The sequence below is a fragment of the Streptococcus sp. 3.1 genome (genome assembly GCF_016648915.1).
In the GTDB taxonomy this organism is placed as follows: domain Bacteria; phylum Bacillota; class Bacilli; order Lactobacillales; family Streptococcaceae; genus Streptococcus; species Streptococcus salivarius_E.
The window spans coordinates 1-16,389 of record NZ_JACLQV010000015.1; the positions used below are offsets into that span (position 1 = coordinate 1).

General features: G+C 38.0%; 24 protein-coding genes. All 24 read right to left on the reverse strand.

Annotated elements, in window-relative coordinates; genetic code table 11:
• Positions 1-259 precede the first annotated feature (259 nt).
• Positions 260-700: an ASCH domain-containing protein gene (locus H7U02_RS08585; protein ID WP_080610211.1), complete on the reverse strand. Its 441-nt coding sequence runs from the start codon at positions 698-700 to the stop codon at positions 260-262.
• Complete coding sequence (locus H7U02_RS08590; RefSeq protein ID WP_070839473.1) at positions 697-1,194, reverse strand: NUDIX hydrolase; 498 nt, start codon at positions 1,192-1,194, stop codon at positions 697-699. Before H7U02_RS08590 ends, H7U02_RS08585 begins: the two co-directional genes overlap by 4 nt.
• 524 nt (positions 1,195-1,718) lie before the next feature.
• Positions 1,719-2,555, reverse strand: coding sequence for a nucleotidyl transferase AbiEii/AbiGii toxin family protein (locus tag H7U02_RS08595; protein ID WP_070839475.1), 837 nt, complete (start codon positions 2,553-2,555; stop codon positions 1,719-1,721).
• Positions 2,555-3,145: a type IV toxin-antitoxin system AbiEi family antitoxin domain-containing protein gene (locus H7U02_RS08600; protein ID WP_070839476.1), complete on the reverse strand. Its 591-nt coding sequence runs from the start codon at positions 3,143-3,145 to the stop codon at positions 2,555-2,557. The genes H7U02_RS08595 and H7U02_RS08600 overlap by 1 nt, the downstream gene beginning before the upstream one ends.
• Positions 3,146-3,346: 201 nt before the next feature.
• Positions 3,347-3,508 carry a hypothetical protein gene (locus H7U02_RS08605; protein WP_171963507.1) on the reverse strand — a complete coding sequence of 54 codons (162 nt, stop codon included), beginning with the start codon at positions 3,506-3,508 and terminating at the stop codon, positions 3,347-3,349.
• Between the two features lie 12 nt (positions 3,509-3,520).
• Entirely contained in the window at positions 3,521-4,144 is a 624-nt protein-coding gene (locus H7U02_RS08610) for a hypothetical protein (RefSeq protein WP_021151529.1), read from the reverse strand.
• A gap of 23 nt (positions 4,145-4,167) precedes the next feature.
• Entirely contained in the window at positions 4,168-4,524 is a 357-nt protein-coding gene (locus tag H7U02_RS08615; protein WP_070839478.1) for a hypothetical protein, read from the reverse strand.
• Between the two features lie 45 nt (positions 4,525-4,569).
• A complete protein-coding gene (locus H7U02_RS08620) occupies positions 4,570-5,106 on the reverse strand; it encodes a hypothetical protein (RefSeq protein ID WP_201043142.1) in 537 nt (178 codons plus the stop codon).
• Between the two features lie 118 nt (positions 5,107-5,224).
• Positions 5,225-5,404 (reverse strand): hypothetical protein, encoded by a 180-nt coding sequence (locus tag H7U02_RS08625; RefSeq protein WP_070839484.1) that lies wholly within the window; start codon positions 5,402-5,404, stop codon positions 5,225-5,227.
• A 2-nt stretch (positions 5,405-5,406) separates the two neighbouring features.
• Complete coding sequence (locus tag H7U02_RS08630) at positions 5,407-5,850, reverse strand: GNAT family N-acetyltransferase (RefSeq protein WP_201043144.1); 444 nt, start codon at positions 5,848-5,850, stop codon at positions 5,407-5,409.
• A 51-nt stretch (positions 5,851-5,901) separates the two neighbouring features.
• Entirely contained in the window at positions 5,902-6,390 is a 489-nt protein-coding gene (locus tag H7U02_RS08635; protein ID WP_201043146.1) for a hypothetical protein, read from the reverse strand.
• 15 nt (positions 6,391-6,405) lie between these two features.
• The gene (locus H7U02_RS08640) at positions 6,406-7,062 is read right to left on the reverse strand and encodes a JAB domain-containing protein (RefSeq protein ID WP_201043148.1); all 657 of its coding nucleotides are present in this window, start codon (positions 7,060-7,062) and stop codon (positions 6,406-6,408) included.
• A 19-nt stretch (positions 7,063-7,081) separates the two neighbouring features.
• The gene (locus H7U02_RS08645; protein WP_201043150.1) at positions 7,082-7,258 is read right to left on the reverse strand and encodes a hypothetical protein; all 177 of its coding nucleotides are present in this window, start codon (positions 7,256-7,258) and stop codon (positions 7,082-7,084) included.
• Positions 7,259-7,270: 12 nt separating this feature from the next.
• Positions 7,271-7,579 (reverse strand): hypothetical protein, encoded by a 309-nt coding sequence (locus tag H7U02_RS08650; protein WP_070439505.1) that lies wholly within the window; start codon positions 7,577-7,579, stop codon positions 7,271-7,273.
• 34 nt (positions 7,580-7,613) lie between these two features.
• On the reverse strand, positions 7,614-7,817 hold the full coding sequence (locus tag H7U02_RS08655) for a hypothetical protein (RefSeq protein WP_260318469.1): 204 nt from the start codon (positions 7,815-7,817) through the stop codon (positions 7,614-7,616).
• Between the two features lie 426 nt (positions 7,818-8,243).
• Positions 8,244-8,381, reverse strand: a complete 138-nt coding sequence (locus H7U02_RS08660) for a hypothetical protein (protein ID WP_171963505.1) — start codon at positions 8,379-8,381, stop codon at positions 8,244-8,246.
• A gap of 192 nt (positions 8,382-8,573) precedes the next feature.
• The gene (locus tag H7U02_RS08665; protein ID WP_201043154.1) at positions 8,574-9,584 is read right to left on the reverse strand and encodes an ERF family protein; all 1,011 of its coding nucleotides are present in this window, start codon (positions 9,582-9,584) and stop codon (positions 8,574-8,576) included.
• A gap of 57 nt (positions 9,585-9,641) precedes the next feature.
• On the reverse strand, positions 9,642-10,484 hold the full coding sequence (locus tag H7U02_RS08670; RefSeq protein WP_201043156.1) for a PD-(D/E)XK nuclease-like domain-containing protein: 843 nt from the start codon (positions 10,482-10,484) through the stop codon (positions 9,642-9,644).
• 74 nt (positions 10,485-10,558) lie between these two features.
• Positions 10,559-10,990: a single-stranded DNA-binding protein gene (gene ssb / locus H7U02_RS08675; RefSeq protein ID WP_201043158.1), complete on the reverse strand. Its 432-nt coding sequence runs from the start codon at positions 10,988-10,990 to the stop codon at positions 10,559-10,561.
• A gap of 30 nt (positions 10,991-11,020) precedes the next feature.
• The gene (locus H7U02_RS08680) at positions 11,021-11,197 is read right to left on the reverse strand and encodes a hypothetical protein (RefSeq protein ID WP_201043160.1); all 177 of its coding nucleotides are present in this window, start codon (positions 11,195-11,197) and stop codon (positions 11,021-11,023) included.
• Between the two features lie 30 nt (positions 11,198-11,227).
• Complete coding sequence (locus H7U02_RS08685) at positions 11,228-11,548, reverse strand: hypothetical protein (protein ID WP_201043162.1); 321 nt, start codon at positions 11,546-11,548, stop codon at positions 11,228-11,230.
• A 916-nt stretch (positions 11,549-12,464) separates the two neighbouring features.
• Positions 12,465-13,757: a hypothetical protein gene (locus H7U02_RS08690; protein WP_201043164.1), complete on the reverse strand. Its 1,293-nt coding sequence runs from the start codon at positions 13,755-13,757 to the stop codon at positions 12,465-12,467.
• Positions 13,758-14,077: 320 nt separating this feature from the next.
• Positions 14,078-14,629: a hypothetical protein gene (locus tag H7U02_RS08695; protein WP_201043166.1), complete on the reverse strand. Its 552-nt coding sequence runs from the start codon at positions 14,627-14,629 to the stop codon at positions 14,078-14,080.
• A gap of 191 nt (positions 14,630-14,820) precedes the next feature.
• Positions 14,821-15,777, reverse strand: a complete 957-nt coding sequence (locus H7U02_RS08700) for a hypothetical protein (protein ID WP_201043168.1) — start codon at positions 15,775-15,777, stop codon at positions 14,821-14,823.
• Positions 15,778-16,389: the final 612 nt, after the last annotated feature.

Here is a 16,389-nt window from a genome sequence, read left to right on the forward strand (position 1 = left end):
GACAGCTCTTCTTTCGAAATCTTAAGTAGCCCTTTTTTTATGATATCATATCTCAAAAGAGCCTGTTCAAAAGCCAAATTTCTTTCACTTTTAGAATTAAAACGCATCTCGAATATCCCCTTTAAAAAGAGGGCGGGACAAAAGTCCTAGCCTCTCAATTGTCCTTGGATTGCCGAGCAAGACGCAGTGGTTGAGTGGGCTCTACTACGCTGATTGCATCAGCTTTTACAGCCCTACTCAACTGTCCCACTCTCATGTTCTATAATGGATAAACCTTGCGAAATTCTTCTAAAACAACCTTGCTGTCAGGTGTAAAAGTCAGGCCCGCTTTCTCCAGCCACTTCGTGAAGAATTCCTCGTGAACCTGCCACCAATAGGCAAGGGACTTATCTCCTTCCCCTTCCTTAAAGGCATGGTCGTCTGACACTTGATTGAAAGGCTGAACAGAAACCTTGGTGATTTCGACAATGCAGATAGCTTGATGTTGGCTGTCTAAAATCACATCAAAGGTTCCTTCTTGTGGAAGGGGTTCGTCCCCTACTGCATAGAGGTCGCAGGCTGAGGCAGTTGCTGTTTTTTCACCTGTAAACACCAAATCCGCTAAAAGGTCTGGTTCCACACCAAAAGCCCAGGCGTCTATCTCATCTCCAATAGAGGGGGTGATTTGCTTGTAGGCATTCCACATTTCTTGCGGTGTCATGATTGCTCCTTCTTTTCTTTTACCTTCCAATTTCTATAGCTTGTCAGTTCTAATTCTGGAAATCCTAGTAACTCTGCCTTCACCTTCAATACTATGGGTGAGGCAGTTTCTTCGGTAATCTGCTCGATCGGAAGCCAAATGGCATTTGCTGAATCATTGCTTCCATCAAGAACTTCATGAGGAAGGGATTTTTGAGAGTGTTCCAAGTCAAGTACTATATCATAAAAGGCCATGATATGGTGTACGACAAAGTCTTGCCCATCTTCTTGAACCAGCACATCATAGATTCTAGGGTTTGAATAATCGCTAAGCATATAGCCCGTCTCTTCCAGAACTTCTCTCTTGAGAGTTTCTGTCAGGCCCTCACCTGGTTCTTGACTACCACCAGGTAAATCAAAACGATGCTGATAAGGTCCTCTTGTTTTTTCAATGCAGAGCAGTTTCCCCTCTTGAAGACAAACTCCATAGACGCCAAAGTGATTTTTGATTTCCATATTCTTAACTTCCTAGCTTAATTTTTTAACACATAAATATCATCACATTAATCTTGGGTTGGGGGACACTCTTTATTAAATACATTTTGTCTATTTAACTATAACAGACTTTCAAAACAAAAAACGCAAGAGTTTTCCCCCTTGCGTTAAAACGTCATGTTGATATTCCACGACGTTCCATTATCATGGTGAGATATCCCCATGAATAACAATATTATCGTTTCTAAAGCTATTTTACCATATTTGTAAAGACTTTTCAACCAAAAATATACTGTCAATTATTTTGTGTTTACACAACTTATTTTACACTACCACCAATACATAGCAACTCCTTAATGATGAAGTCTTCATTGAGTGTGATAAAGACCAAAGCCTTGAAGATATAGCAAGTCTAATGGGTATAGCACCTAACTGGATGCCTGATAGCAACCTTCGAGCGAATGGATATGAATGTTCCTTTTACCAGAAGGATTAGAGACAAAAAACGGTTCACTACCCAATATATGGTAATGAACCGTTTTATATTACATAATAGTTGTCATGAGTTCTTTAACAATCTGAACTGATTTCTCAAAAGAAATATCTTGTGCATATTTGAATTGTCTTTGATAACGTGTCCAAAGTTGCTTTTGATACTCATCAGTTTCAATACTATTTAGCTGACTTTCCCAAATATCAATAGCCTCTTTACTTCCTCGTTTTTCTACAGTATTGGCCAGAGCTTTACGCAACACATCGAAATCTATCTCATCTTTTCTGGTATGGTACAAGGTAAAAAGGTCATAACGATCACGAGGACGTGTTGATGCTACTCCTCGGCTAATGATCGTTTCCAATTTTTCAGCTAGAACAGTTTCCAAATTATAAGTCCAAACCTCAATGGTTTCATTTGCTAATAGGGATGACATCGAATAAGTAATTTCTCTAGGTGTAATCTTATCACCCGTTGTAATGTCGATGAAAACAACCTCTCTTAAAGTATCAAATGTAGCATTGAGTTTTAGAGAAAATCCCCCGTATTCGTCATCTTGGCGAATCGGCTCTAGTTTATCTACTTCAAATGAAAAGACATCGTCCGAATCCGAAAGAATCTCTTCAAAGATGGTAATCAGATTTTCTTGACTAAGTGTAGTCCCTTTAAGCGTCACATCTAAATCCATTGTCGTTCGCTTATCAAGTCCTATCAACTGTCCTATTAGATAACCGCCTTTAACAATGAAAGAATCCTTATAGGAACTTTTAGCAATCAATTTCAATACCTGTTCAATCAGGAAGTTTTGCTGAAGCTGCTGGGCAGGAATACCTCTATCCTTAGCCATATTCTTAATCTTTGCCTTAAAGCTATTTGCATTGGAAAACATTAGGTTAATACCTCCATGTAAGATTGCAACTTATTAGTCACCTTGAATAACTGTGCATAGTGAAACAGTTTTGAAGAGTTAACTTTGTGATTTTGAAAATACATCTTAAATGCAGGAGCTATAACTTGAACATCAACTTGATAAACTGGTCTCAAACATTCTGCTAAAACTCTCTCCGGCTCGTAAACCTTAATCTTCTGCCCCACTTGTCGCTCAAGCTCAATAATTCCTTCATCATAATAAGAACGAAGAACTAACGGACGTATACCTTCTGATTTAACATTTTTTGTATTGGTTCCATAAGGAAAGCTCATCGTCATCTCAAAGGGAACTGTTAGTGATAATCCATGTAACCAAAGAGCTGTTTCTAAAGAAAAAATTCCTTTTGAAAAACGTTGCTGCGCCACAAACCATTCGTCCAGATAAGTATCAGGGAGGCGATATAACCCCTTTCCTTCAATCTCTACTTGTCCCTCATCAATCATTCTCAGCAATATTTTGTAAGGTAATTTCTCTTCAAGTACTTGTTGAAAGGTCAAAAATCCTTGATGTTGTTGAAAAGAAGCCATAATCATTTCAATATTATTCATAATAGCACTATCCTTTCGTAAGAAATAAAATGCTAACACTTTTATTAAATGTTAGCATTTTATTTCTTTTTTATCAACTATTTCGGGTTTAATTCCTTCAATAAGGATCCACCAGAGCACGAGTTTTTGGCAAGCAATAAAAACCAGTAGACCGTATAACCCTTTTAAAAAAGCCACGTATAAAATACGTAGCTTACCTTTCTACTGAACTGCAGGCCCTAAGTCGAGATAGAGAATGTCTCGCTTAGTCGCATACTGTAGTGCATGCTCATCAGCTTCAAACAAATCTGAAGCTAGAAACCTTTTTGTAAAGACTGTTTCGTCTTTACGCTTAAATGTTGCTGTATAACTATGTTTAGTCATTATCTTTCTCCTTTAATATTCGTACTGACCTTTGACTCCACTATAGAGCCAATACACAGCTTTATCGTAACCTTGCTGAAGGGTACCGTTAGCATCCTCCATTAGGTCTCTCAAGGAATAAAATCCTCGGTAACTGTCTAATGCAGATTCCATCAGACAGAAAAGATAGGTTGGCATATCTTTTGTTCCCCAAGCTAGAAGATCTAATTGACTTAAATCATCTCTTGCTTCTTTTGGAAAACGACTCGGAAAATTACTTGTCGTAAAATTTCCACATTCTTTTGCTCGCTGTAACATAATCAAGCGAGTTTCCAACATGTGTATATCAGCTTCTTGAAAAGCTTCTGCATGCTCTGTGGTAATAATCAACTTTGATAGACCAGGATTGATTTCCTCAACTTCATAATAAAGTGAAGATTCAAACGGGATCTCAATCGGAGGAAGGTTAGATACTCCCTCTCGATTCAAGACCACGTTCCTAACTGGTCGGCATAGCAAACTTTGTTGCATATCCGACTTGTTGCTATCAATAATCGACGCAATCCGGTCATCAATTAGGTCTGACGGAAATCCAGCAATATTACTATTATATTGGTGAACCTTTTCAATATAATAGAGTCCTTGAGTGATTGTCATTGTTTTCTCCTTTTTTATTCAGGTCAAGCCATTACAACATCGTCAAGACCGAGCTCCTTGAACTCTTCTTGTGTCTCGCTATTGCTTTCAGTTGTCTTCAATTTGATGACAACATTCAGCCCCATAGCACGTGCTTGTAACAATGCTGAAGCGAGTGCTGGTTCGGGTTTTCCCTCAACGAATAGGGTTTGAACCTTACGCTCCTTCATTTCCAGAATTCTCTTGAGATAAAGACAAGAGAGTTCCAAGAATGAATAGGATTGAGCGTTATCAATCTGAGGGAAAGTTGTAACGCCTTCAAGAAGGTCTTTGGCAAAAAGATCCGCAAAGACCTCTTGAGTTTTTTTGTTTTTATAAATATAGATATGTTTTTTTGTCATTGTTTTTCTCCTTTTTATTTTAGAAACTGGACTACCATAACTTCTCTACTTAACAGAAGGAAGCTCCTTGCGCGTGTTGATGTCTTCAACATCTTCTGTTACTGGCGTATAGTAAGTAAGATGATACTCACCATTGTCCCAACTCTTAAAGACAGAAGACTGGCAGAACTCAATCTGGTCATCTTCTACCTGATAAACCAGGTTAGCCATGTAGCCATTATCAAAGTAATAGCGATGGAATACAACCTTACGATTGCTTCCCAAACGTACCAAAATTTCTGGATTTTGACGTTTATATTGGGTTGGTTTAATGAAAAACCCAAATTGTGACCTTAAACTAGTCATCTTTAAGTCTTCCATTGCTACCAACGCCTCATCATAAGAAATAGGCTTTAACCCACTTTGTTCTAACAAGGTATTGATAGCAACCATTCCATCCTTCTTAATAAAAAGATGGCTATTACCAGTCTTATTCAAAAACTGATGTAAGGTCATTCCTGAAAATGAACCATTAACCTCTTTATCAGAGGAAATACGTTCAAACAGTTTTCTTCCTAGTAAATTTGTTGATAATGTTGTCATTGTTTTTTCTCCTCCATAGAAAAAGAGGAAGGTGTAGCCTAGGGCTAATACCTTCCTCTTTCTCTAATGTATCAAATATGCGATGTATCTTGCACGATACACTATTTATAGCAGTAACTCACCACTGCATCTCATCAAGTTCTCGTGGGCTTAACTTACGCCCCAATTTTTCTTCAACACGCGCAGCCCAGACAAGATTGCCATTCTTAATCATTTCAATCTCCTCTAGTGTCTTGTAAGGTTTATTCGGTAAACCTGAAGACTTCCAGTCTGCCTTAAATTGTTCAACTATCCTCATGGTTAGCTTTCGCCTCCCTTCAAAAATCGGTCAATGAGCAACTGGCATGCTGCCGTATGAAACATCACACGATTGGTGTTTGCAATACGACTGCAACCGTAGCGACGTACGTAGTAATCTAAAAGAGCAGTCTTTGAAAGACAGATCATGACCCCCTCGAAACCACGATTGAAAGCATCTTGGGCAACATGTGCTAACAAAAGCCCTGCTATCCCTTGATTTTTCTTATCCATACGAACCTCTAGCTTATGAACAAAGGTGTAAGCATCTCTAGGCACTGGAGTGAACTCAATCATTCCAGAAATCTCCCCTTGAATCACAAAACCACTGGTCATCGCATCAGATGAACTCCTTACCGTCCAATCAACTTCAAAACCTTCTGACGTCAAATCAGATAAGGTCGAAATCGCATCTGAACTAAAGGTCCAAAAGAAGGTCTCTTTCATGCTTTGTCTCCTCGCTACATCTTTTTCTTTATACCTATTATAACACCATTTTTAGATAGACAGTCGGCCTAAAGCAAGCTCTTGGTCATAGGCTTCCTCTAGCTCTTTTAGATAAGACTCTGAGTAATCTCCAAGGTCTTCATCTGTTAAAAGTTTAGTGGTTACCCCTTTACCTGGGACATTGCAAGTCAGTACGGTTGCTTTATAAATAAAGTTCACGCCAGACTCTGCATCCACATAATCAAATGTGACAGACATTGGGATATCACTAAGAGTGCTATCTTGCTTTAAGATGTTAGGCAAAAAGCTATCGATATTCTCTCGAATATTCCAATTCCCACAAGCTGTAAAAGGAAGTGTCACTGAGACAAGTCCTTCTTCAGTTGTGATACAATCTGCTTCACTTGGAGAACCTTCTATAGTCGTAGGTCTCCAAGCTTTGGCATTGATTACCCTATGAGTAGCCACAAGCACCTCAATATCTGAAAATGTTGGTGCGGAAATAGTTACCTTTCCAAAGGCATCAGAAATATTTCCCATTGTTTTTCTCCTTTCCTAGAAACAACGCATTCTTCCGTTATCTCTGAAAGAATAGTATTTATCCTTCGTTACGATAACATGGTCTAAGACCTCCATCTCAAAGAGCTTTGCAGCATCTTCAAGGGCCTCAGTAACATTAATATCATTACTTGAAGGATATACACTTCCAGAGGGATGGTTATGAGCTACCAGCACGTAGCGAGCTAAATTCTTCACTGCATAGTGTAAAATCTCTCTTGGACACGCCATACTACGATGAACGCTACCGATGAAAACTACTCGCTCCTCGATAACGTTATAATGCACGTCTAAGTACCACACTACAAGATGCTCTTGTTTCTTATGTCCATAGGCTTTTTGGATACTTTGAGCAAAATATCCAGTCCCTGTGACACAAGTTGGTTTTTCTTCCTCACCTTCTGAACGTTTGAAAAGTTCAAGCATTGAAAGAAAGGCAATAGCATCTCTCTGAGTTAATCCATAATGTTTTAACTCCTCGATACTTAACTCACAGACCTTCTTAAAGACCTTCTTAAAATCTCCTTGCAATTCAGAATACAAGGCATCGACCTTTTCTGAAGGGATCCAGTGAGTGAAAGCCCTTTTGAATAACTCTCTATCACCAAAGTCTTTAGGATGTCTAACTTGTCTCCTAGTAATTGTTTCTGTCATTGTTTTTCTCCTTTACCTCTTAAACCACAAGCCATTCAGCCTGCAGTTGCATAGCGACGGCTGCGGTTGTGGTTACTTTAAAAAGCAAACGCTCCTGGTTATCTCTTGCAACGACAATAGCAACGTCACCCTTATAGATAACCGAAATGTTACTTTCGTGAGGTAGCGTATTGGTCAAAATCATAATTCTATCCATAACTACCTCCTCCTAGGCTGGCGCTACTACCCACATAGAGCGGATAGCTTGCACCTTTCGATTCGTCTCTGCACGGTCTAAGCGACAATCACTATCAAAATTAGTACCATAGACATCTTCGTATACTTCTCTCATACGTTTGCCTAGGTCCTCAATATGAGACAATTGCGCTTTCGAAGCGCGTGCATTGAGGTCAGTCATATAGCGATGATAAACTTTCCTAAACATCGCATTTAATCTGGCATCATTCTCTAGGTACCATTTAAGGGAGTAGTTCTTATAGTGCTCGTGTAACCACAAGGCTTTTTCTCTTTTTGTCATTGTTTTTTCTCCTTTATAAAACAAAAAATGGCCCCTAGGACCATTTTTCTGTTCTTGTTTTGAGGGCTGTCAGTTCGTTAAGCATAGCTTCGTAATAAAGTCTACGTTTCAGACGTGACGAAAACAAATCCACAAATTCCTTATAGTAATGAATATCTTCATTTGTATAGGACTTACAGGGACGATTTTCATCAAAAACGATTAACCAGACTCTTTTTCCGGGAACGGCTTCACTCATTGAATTGACTCCTCTGTTATCCAAAGCTTCAAGACCCGCTAGTGAAACATACCCTACTCGAACCTTATGCCCATCGTTCTTTAGATAAGTACACACTTTAGCCATACATTGCCTATGTTTTTTTGGCTTGTGGGCACCCTCTAAAAAACACAGTATATTAATAATAGACGTCTCCTTCCTTTGTTCAACTACGAAAGAAGTGTTGAATCCCTTCTATCAAAAGAATAGGGATTAGAAATACTACGGCAACTAATAGTTTAAAAACCAATTGGTTGCGAAGCAAGTTGCATAGGAAAAATAGCCTAGAATGGCCACAACCCGAATAACCAACAGCTCTGGAAGTGTCTATTTAAAGAAAGTGTACCAAACTTGTTGTTCGACATATGTTCGGTTTGAATGGAAAAAATTTAAAATACTGGTGATTGTTTATCTGACAAAGTCACGACTAATCACCTCTTTTTGTTTCTGTTGCAAAGCATGGTTGTACATATTTAGTAAAAGCTCCTTCTTAATAGGGTCCTCTTCTGCTATATATGCTTCAAAAAGATCATTAATATTTTGCATATCCATTCCTACCTTCGTCCTTATAATATCATGTTGTATAATTCTCTTCCTATTATAGCATACTCTTTCTCACCCAGGTATAGTTCTACCCTCTGGATAATGTTCAATTAATGCCAATCAGGTAAACACCTCTAATTAACATTTATCTTATTTTGTTGCCGTAATAAAGTCTGACCACTTTTTGTTCTACTACTATTGTTGTTGTGCCTGCTGACGTTGTTTAGAAACAAAATCAGATAAAGCTTTGAGTTGAACAGTCAACCCTTGGCTTTCTCCTAGCTGAGACCACTCAAGCAACTGGCTTTCTGTTGCTCCAAGAGACAATGCAGCTTCTTCACCACGAGCAACCATTTGAATCAGTTGATCATCGTTACAAGCAGCTTTTATCCCTTTTGTAGCTGTTTCACTCGTTTGTGGAGCTACTTCAGACTCGCTAGTTGCTTGCAATACACTATCACTTGCCACTTTGTTATCTGATGTCACCTCACTAAGTGATGTCTGTTCACTGCTACTCAAAGAAGCAGTAAGCGACGCTGACTGAGCAGTCTTTCCATAGCGGGCACCTGTTGGCTTACGAGGTGTTTTCGCTTGGGCTTTTGACTGATAATTATGGTTACTATCATAATTACCAGTCTGTTGAGCTGATTGCGAATGATTTGGCACATTGTCCATATCTAGTTCTTCGCTATCAGCCTCAATACCAAGCAATGTTTTCACCTCGTATCGACGTAGGTAGGTTACTTGTGCTCCCAGATTCTTAATATCATTGACATTGTAGAATACCGGAACCGACTCAATGTCGTAAGAAACACCACTTTCATGAAGTAGTGTCGTCACAACTTTGATCCCATTGGCATTACCAAACGGAATATGTTTGGTTTGCTGAGTCAACGTCAAGCCGTACTTGTTAAGTGCTGGACGTACAGCCCCTAAAATCTCTGATAGAGGGGCGAACTTAAAGTCCACGTTCTTAAACGTGACTCTACTTGTTGCTGTTACAGACTCGAACTCAGCTTGAGCCTTGGCCAAAGCCTCAAACAATGGAGCCATAAGCTCTGGTTCCGGTTTAGAATGGTCTTTTTTTACTTGTTCAGCCTTTTGCCATTCTAATTGCATTTCAGCCTTAGCTAGAGCCACCTTTGCCTCAATGAGTTCAGCTAGCATGTTTGTGTTATTTACCATAGTTTCAGTATTTTCAGTCATTGTTTTTCTCCTTAATATAAAAAGTGGTCTCTTGACCACTTTATTTACTATTTATTATTATTGTAAAAATTCTGCCACTGTTTTTGCTGTTGTTAACGACTTATTCGTCAAACAGTAATCACAGTGACCACATCCTTCGACAAAATTATGTGCTAAAGCATCTTTAAGTGCTTTAACATTTCCATAGAAGATGTCTCTCCCCATTTCAATAATAGTATCATCGATTAGAATTAACTCCTTATCTGGAACAGGTTCTTTCGAAACTGCCATAATATAAGGTGTAAACTCATAACCGTAGGTTTGCTTCAGCAACTCCTGATATACGTACATTTGTAGCGTATACTGATATTCTACAATGTTATAGAGAAGAGACTTCGTATAACGATGAAGTGTCGTCGAATATTTTTCCGACTGAAGACTCTCCATCGTCTTCAAGTCAACGAAATAACCGCCTGAAAGATTCAGACTATCAATTTTGCACTTGAAAGGAATCCCTTCCAGCGTACCAGTGATAATCCGTTCTTTCTCCACCATCTCATCATCCGTACCATGATACAAACGATTAAAAAGCTCTTCTTTTTCTAAAGCAGCAATCATCTTATCTGCTTGTTTGAAAGAGGCTTTTACCTGGCCAGCGGTTTTTCCTCGTTGACTGATGATCTTCTCTCGATTCATTTCCAAGAAAGCTTCATGAGCTTCTTTAGTCTCAAAATACGAATGGACATAATTACCAACAAGTAGGCTTTCTGTCTCCGTCTTCTCAGGCCAAAAGCCCAAGTCAACAACTTCCTGCCTTAAGGGACATTTGATGTACTCCTTAAAACGAGAAGTGGACATGTAATGCCTATCTTGGTAGTAATTATCCTCCGTTAATGGAGGAAGTAACTCTACTTCTAGCATTTTTCTCCTTTCCAAAACAAAAAGAGCTCAGTATGACTGAACTCTCTCTATTTTCTTCTAAAGACCTTGCTATACTAGAAAGGAATATTCTCAAACATAGTCGGGTCCATAGCTTCTCCACCTCCAGGAAAGCCCCCTTCTGCAGGTCCAAAATCTGGACTTTGTTGAGAAGTGCTGTTGCTATGGTCACGAGGCTGTAAGTTGTCAAAGTTTGACACATTAACCTCGGTCACATAGACTCGCTGACCTTGTTGGTTTTCATAAGAACGAGTTTGCAACCGTCCTTCAACGGTCACAAGATATCCCTTCTTTAGCCAGTTTGCGAAATTCTCCGCATACTTACCCCAAATAACTAGAGGGAAAAAGTCGCTTTCTCGCTCCCCATTTTGATTTTTGAAATCACGAGGGCAAGCGATACGAGCCGTTGCTACCGCCTTGTTCGAAGGCGTGTAGTGAAGTTCCGGTTCTGCGACCAAACGACCAGTAATAATTACCTTATTAAGCATATGTTTTTCTCCTTTGATATTGAATGTTGTTTAACGACCGTAATGAAGACCACCTAAACTGTCCTCATACTCTACCCACCAATCTGCTGGGTCTTGAGACTCACGTAATTCCCTTCCAGTGGGATTACATAAGTCGGTATTTCCTTTTTCGTTTCTGAAGGTTCTTGAAAAAATACCTTCAGTTGAAATTTCAACAAATTTTGCCATATTTTTCTCCTTTTTCTAAAACACTAATTTCTAAAACACTAACTCGAGATCCATCATCTCGACAATTTCCGCTTCAGGCTCTTGCTGAGAAACATACCTTGATTTACCAAGGTATTCCTTATACCCCCTCTTAGTCCAATGACTACGTGGGGTAACTCTCTCAAGTTTTCCTTTAACATGATCATTAGAACAAGAGGTCTTCGGATCTATGAAACCGCTAATGACACCATCAGCCCACTCACTAGGACTGATGATATAATTCATTTCATCGTAAAATGTTTTACGATATGCGGTTTTCTGTTGTTTTCGTGCCGCTCTATAAGTAGAGCTCGTTTTGAAAGTTTTTGTCATTTTTTTCTCCTTTAAAAATATAATATTGTTGTTGTTAAGTGACCTTGGAAAGCCCCGAACACCTGTTCGTAGCCCTCCTCCGTATGCCGACAAGTTAGAGTTGGGAACACCTGTTCCTCACCTCTAATCATCGAGATGTCGCCTTCCTTTTTTGTCCGTCTACCCAAACTCAAAACAAAAAAAGCATAACAAAGAAGCCGGCAAGCCTTGTCTCAAAAAACAAGGATGCGCGTGCCTATGGCAAACCATAGGATAAACTTCTCGTTATGCTTAGTTGCTAATAACGTTTGTTGTAGCCTTTCAAAAAACTGAAGGCAAATTATCTCGTACCTGTTATAAGCGTTAAGTCTCTTCTTCTGTCTGATGACTTAACTGATAGCTAAAAGCGAGTACGCTCCCTTTTAACCCATTATAAAACATGGTATGCCTATTGCTGGGACAGAACCAGTAATGACATCTCCTCCTCCATGTTTCCTCTTTTCTTTAGTCACGTGACCAAAGGTTCACCGTTTGAGGTGGTGAAAAAAAGATATAAATTAAAAATTTATGTCTTTAGTATAGCAAACACATAAAATAATAGCAACCTAAGAATAAAAGTGACTTACCGTAAAATAAAAAAAACACCTAAAAGGTGCATGATATACAGTTTATGTTTTAGTTCCATGTCAAATAGAACAGTAACAAAACCTTGTACTTTAAAGGTTAACCTTCCTCTAAGTTTTAGTACCATGTCAAATAGAACAGTAACAAAACCTCGACATGGACCAGCTCCCGACCTTCTTGCCTTGGCTTCCGGTTAGGCTATCTGGTATTTACAAGGTTATTCATAATTACCTTGAAGGTTCCTAAATAAACCCTTTTAGTTATTATAACATATTTATCGTTTGAGGTAAGGAATCAAGCAAATAACCCTATATCACTTTTTCTTATGTTTAATCTTGTTCAGTTTAAGGTCTTTGAAAGAAAGTTTATTCTCTAAAATAGCCACAAATTCATATGGAGCATTAAACATAATTTCAAAGCCTTTTTGTTTACGCTGGTCAAACCAAGACATTTCTTCTGGATTGTAGTCCTTACGAGGTTGCAAGGATTTGAAGTCCTCTTGATAAAGAGTAAAGGTATCACCCAACATCAAGATCTGATTAGCAATCCGTCCAAAACGGTTCTTTCGTGCTTTTTTTACCTTATGCCAGATATAACGTTTTTGGTCTAGAAGTTTCTTATAGGCTGAGTCCTGCACCCATGCTCTCTTCCCTTTTTTCGGAACACCATTTTCATCGTAGTTGTCTGGGTTTAAGGCTCTATGCTTACTTTCTATCGCTTTATCCAAGTCCGCCAACCGTTCACTATACCCAAAATCATTGGAGAGGTCATAAACAATAGTCTCATTATCACGCGCAGCAGTAATCGCCATCTGCTCAACAGATAACTTGATTTCCACGTTTCCTTTATTTGGTAGCTCATGGTCTAATCCATAAGGAACACCATCAAAGACTAATAAGATACTGTATTTCCAAACATTTCCCTTAACAAGAGTCCGTTTAAGAGCATATAACGCTAACTTTTGAAATTCCAGTGCATAGGCAACCTTAATCTCTTGGCCTCGACGAAAAGCAAAAGGAATAAATAACTTGTCGTTTCTGCCTTTACCAGTCGCAAAGAATACCCCTTCATCAGTCACGTAGTTATTGCATTTACGGTACCATAAAGTCGTAAAATCCACTAAGCGACCAACTGAGACATGATTGCTACTTTCTCCTTGCTTACGACGCTGAAGATAGGCCCCTTTAACTGTCTGACTAAGAATTTCCATAGTAGACCAGTGGATTATCCCTTCTTCTGCATACCTTTCATACATAGCAGTTGCTTGTCCTAATTCTTTATATCGGATGAATTTGCCACTATTAAGACCAAATCTATCATTTAAGGCTATCCAATCTGCTTTAAGTGTCTCCGAAAGCTCCTTATGTGTTTCCTCCATAGAGATTTTCTTTGTCTTGTCTTTCTCTTTAGAGATAACTTCCTTTAACTCTGCTAGCTCTTTAGTACGTAGAGACAAAGACTTATATTCCTCTGAGCTAACACGACGATGTTCTTGGCAATTGATCCAATTTGTTACGGCTCGTTTTAACTTGTAGCCATATTTAAAACGTTTGGCTAGAAAATCATCGTAACCTTTGGTATTCAAAGGGATTTCTAAAGTATACACTCTACTACTCCTTTCTCTAAGAACTTATCCTTGCTAATTAGCCATATAGACCTCTATCTGACTTATACTCAAATGAATTGCTACTAGTTATCTATCACCAAAAATAGTGGCAACCCTATTATCCACCTATCATAGCAATAAAATAAAAAAAGGACAATAGTCTACAGCCTAATGTCTTTATTTAACAAACTTGTTGATACAGTAGCTAGCCTACCACCATAAGCCAAGAAGCACCCCATATAAATAAACAAGAAGACACCATTTATGATGCCTTCTCGTTCCCCTCTATTCTGTTTCGACCAAATGGGGTTTCAAAGTAACTACTGTTCCTTATCATTCTCTGCTTTATGATGGCTTGTAGCTATCCCTTCAGGAAAGTGATTCCTTTTCTCCGAAAGAAACCTTAAAAATGAATATGGAAAAGCTAAAATCAGTCTAAGCAGCAAGTAAAAGTTACCCCCTGCTAAAACACTAAACGATAATCTTATCAAAATGTTATTGCTGAATGTCATAAAGCCCAATACATTCATTAACAGTAAGCCTAGAGTGATTCCAACAAGGATGACAAACCAGTTTAATCTTTCTAAAGACCAATCATATTTTTTTAATAAGATATGAATCGAGAACATTCCTACATAAATTAGCAAGATCGTTAGAATACCCAATGAACTACTGACAATAGACTGAGATGGTGTCCCTTCTTTTATCAATGAGTTATCTTTAGGTAAACTATCGCTTATCATTTGAAAGAAAGAATGATGATTGCTATTAGTAACAATACCTTTAGTTACTGCTGCTAAAACCACTACTAAGATACACAAAGCTATCGTTATAATCGTCCATTCTAGACTATTTTTAACGACTTTTTTCATTTTTCTCCACTCCCCTTTCTAGTTGATGAACATATGGTTCATATATAGCACTAAGGTCCCCTTGAATGCCTTTGAGATGTCCTTTTGGAGTAAATATTGACCACGTCATCATACCTACAACTAAACCAAGAATCATCATGAAAGAAATTGTTACCGTTATATCCGTTTTGGAATATTTTGAGTCCAATAGCCTACCCATCTATTATTACCTCATTTAGCTGGTAAGTAAACGACTGGGAGCCTATAGTGTCACTACAAAACGATAGTAATTTGTTAATTAAACCTAAATAACTGTTTGTAAGCTCATTTTCAATCAGAGGATAACCAAAAACCTTAATTTCACGAACATCTCGGCCAAACAATAGATATCTAGGAATTGAAGGAAACTCTTCCATAAAAGTGACAGGCTCTATTGAGTAAAAACCCAATTGCTCAAGTCTTTCAGGAGTTCCTGATCCCATTAAACAATCCTGAAGCTCAATAAAGAAATGAAGTTCCTCAAATTCCTCATCAGTGGGTGAAAATCTAATGAAATAATTACGCAGGGATATTTCTTTTTTTACGTGGTCCATTAATTCCAGATTTTGTTTAACTCCCTCATACCTTTGTTGTTGAAGGCCAAATCTCCATCCATGAGATAGAGCCATAGTATTAACGAACTTATCTGCTGAAATGATATTGGGGAATGATTGAGAGAGACTATCTAAGGAAATAGACTTCTTCTTAACAATTTCCTCAGCACTTGGATACTCGTTAAGATCAATCAAGTAACAATGTCTAAGTAGTCTCAATGAATTATCTAAGGAGTATTCATTTCCTTCAAACTCAACAGTCCACTCTTTTGTAAATCTATTAAAACCTCTTATTTTTAAATTCGACTTATTATATAAACCTTTAACATCCAAAGCTACTAAAAATCTATATTTACGACCACTCTCATCTGAGAAGTTAATTCTTTCAGGTAAAAACCTAATTTCTCCAACGATTTTTTCGGAATAATACTTCCATACATTATCCAAAATGTACTCTAATTCTAATTTGTTTCTGATGTCAGTGTCTTCATGTAAGTTTCCTCGCTTATCAATTGTTTCATTTAATTTTCGTAATTCTTTATAAATTTCAAAATCATAGTTGTTTTTTTTAAACATTTTTTCTCCTTCATTCAAACAACGTCTTTCTTCGTCTATCCTAGCAGTTAAAACAATAGATATAACTAAAAATAGAGAGACTTTTTGTGATTAGGATCCTTCTCGTTCTCTAGTAATCTGTTTTTACCAAGTGATTTACACAGTAACTAATGTACCCATTTATCACCTCGCTAGGATTCTCTTAACCTATAATTTATGTTATTTATTAGCCTAATTATAGGATAGCACACAATAAAACATACCACTACACCTTAAGTCAGTTATTCTCTAATAATAGGGGGTGTGACACCCCCTAACTGCATTGTGTCCTTCCCCATAAACTGCTATAATTTTCTTGTAGTTCGATGAAACTACACTCGAAAATTAATCCTTTCTGTCTCTAATCCTCCTAACAGAAACAGAGACTCCTAATCAATCCAGTTCACATCATAATCTCTTATAAATCCAGATGTGAACAAACCTCCTTTACAACTAGGGTCATTGCCCTAGTTTTTTTGTGTTTGAAACCTACAGGATGTCCGACTCACGTGCATTCTACATGCTCTAAATAGCTTTAAAATCATTAATATTACTCCAAATTTAGTAAATAAAAAAGACACCCTGCTAGGTGTC